This window comes from Collinsella sp. AF19-1LB, assembly GCF_003459655.1.
In the GTDB taxonomy this organism is placed as follows: domain Bacteria; phylum Actinomycetota; class Coriobacteriia; order Coriobacteriales; family Coriobacteriaceae; genus Collinsella.
On the sequence record NZ_QRWO01000069.1, the window covers coordinates 1 to 1,539 of the forward strand.

At 67.5% G+C, this 1,539-nt stretch carries 2 protein-coding genes; both read right to left on the bottom strand.

The window, feature by feature from the left end; all coding sequences use genetic code 11:
- Window positions 1-156: 156 nt before the first annotated feature.
- Entirely contained in the window at window positions 157-354 is a 198-nt protein-coding gene (locus DWX39_RS10755) for a type II toxin-antitoxin system RelB/DinJ family antitoxin (protein ID WP_117759941.1), read from the bottom strand.
- A 46-nt stretch (window positions 355-400) separates the two neighbouring features.
- Entirely contained in the window at window positions 401-1,456 is a 1,056-nt protein-coding gene (locus tag DWX39_RS10760; protein ID WP_117759942.1) for an IS1595 family transposase, read from the bottom strand.
- Window positions 1,457-1,539 lie beyond the last annotated feature (83 nt).

Sequence of the window (1,539 nt, forward strand, 5' to 3'; positions counted from 1 at the left end):
GGCTCTGTTAGACCAGGATTGACATTCCGCCCCATCATCTTCTTGCGATTGCACAGCGGTCGCCCCCTTGTCGGATTCGAATCCGGCAAGGGGGCGATGCGCCCGAGACCGGACGAGTTGCTCGCCTGGCCCTGCCGTTTCATGCCGACCTGCCGGCTATCTCGCCGTCTCCCCGTCGGGCGCCGGCGTCCTGACCCTCATCTCGAACGGCATCCCGCCCTCCCGGACGAGCGCCCTGAGGAACGCGTTGACGGCGGTGGACATGGACAGGCCGAGCTCGTCCAGGATGGCCGTGGCCTCCTTCTTGACCTCCGGGTCGATGCGGATCGTCGTGGCCGGTATGTTCGACGGCATGGCCTCACCCCTCCTCGTGTATCGCGGTGCGACCATTCTACCGCCTCTATGCGGCGGGCGCGGCCCAGTAGTCCATGTAGGGCGGCTCCACGTTGAACATGTCGCGGACGCGGCTCCTGCAGACGCCGTGCGCGAGCTGCCGCGCGACCGTGCGCTCGGCGGCGCCGGAGTCGGTCGCCATGAAGGTCCGGCACCACCTGAACCAGGCGAGGTAGGCGCCCAGGTGCTTCGTCGACACGCCCCGGAACGGCTCCATGAAGGCGCCGAGGAGCGAGTGGACGGCGTTGACCCGGTTGATGGTTCCCCCGGAGCGGTCCTTGGGGTCGTAGGCCTCATGCGCGGCGACCTCGAGTTCCGCGAGGACGTTGACGTAGACGGCCGCCCTGTCGGTCGCGACGACGGAGCCGGACTCGATGCGGCCCCTCAGCACGTCCATGGCGCGCCCCCTCGACAGGGCGCCCCGCCCCGTGACCTCGAGAAACGTCTCGTTCGAGTCGTTCACGCCGGTCATGACGCAGATCCGCTCGCGCGACAGCCCGCGCCTGTGCACTTGCTTGCCGCGGTGCCGGGAGGGGCGCGGCATCGTGAACGACCCCTTCGCGTGGTTGCCCTTGAACGACTCGGGGAAGTAGGTCTCGTCGAGCTCGCAGCCGCAGCCCCGCTCGACCCTGAACGAGGGGGAGTAGGCCGAGAGGCACTCGATCAGCCTGTGGCGCATGGTGTAAGCGGTCTTGAGGCAGACGCGACAGCGCCTCGCGCACTCGCGCAGGGGCAGCATGAGCACGAAGCACTCGGCGTAGGCCATCCAGGTCTCCTTCGGGAGCCTGCTCGTCCCCAGGATGCGCTCGCTGCCCATGCCGAAGGTCCTGCCGCAGCCCCGGCAGAGGTAGCGCTGCTCGCCGTTCTTCGATTTGCCCTTCTTTACGACCGCGACGGACCCGCAGCGCGGGCAGCGTCCGATTTCGTAGGCGGAGCCGGCCGCGTCGTCGAACGCCGCCGCGCGGATCACGTCCCTGACGGACTCGATAGCGCGGCGGCGCTCGGTCTTGCTGAGGTTCGCCATGTCCTTCTTGAAGTTGAGGACCAGGTCTTCGGCGTTCATGCTGCCCCCATCATCGCGGTCTACGGGGTCAACGATATGGCACCGTGGGGACACATGTATGTCAATCTTGGTCTAACAGAGCC

Excerpts from the sequence above, each read along its gene's own strand:
- DWX39_RS10755 (WP_117759941.1), bottom strand. The coding sequence starts at position 354 with ATGCCGTCGAACATACCGGCCACGACGATCCGCATCGACCCGGAGGTC.
- DWX39_RS10760 (WP_117759942.1), bottom strand. The coding sequence starts at position 1,456 with ATGAACGCCGAAGACCTGGTCCTCAACTTCAAGAAGGACATGGCGAAC.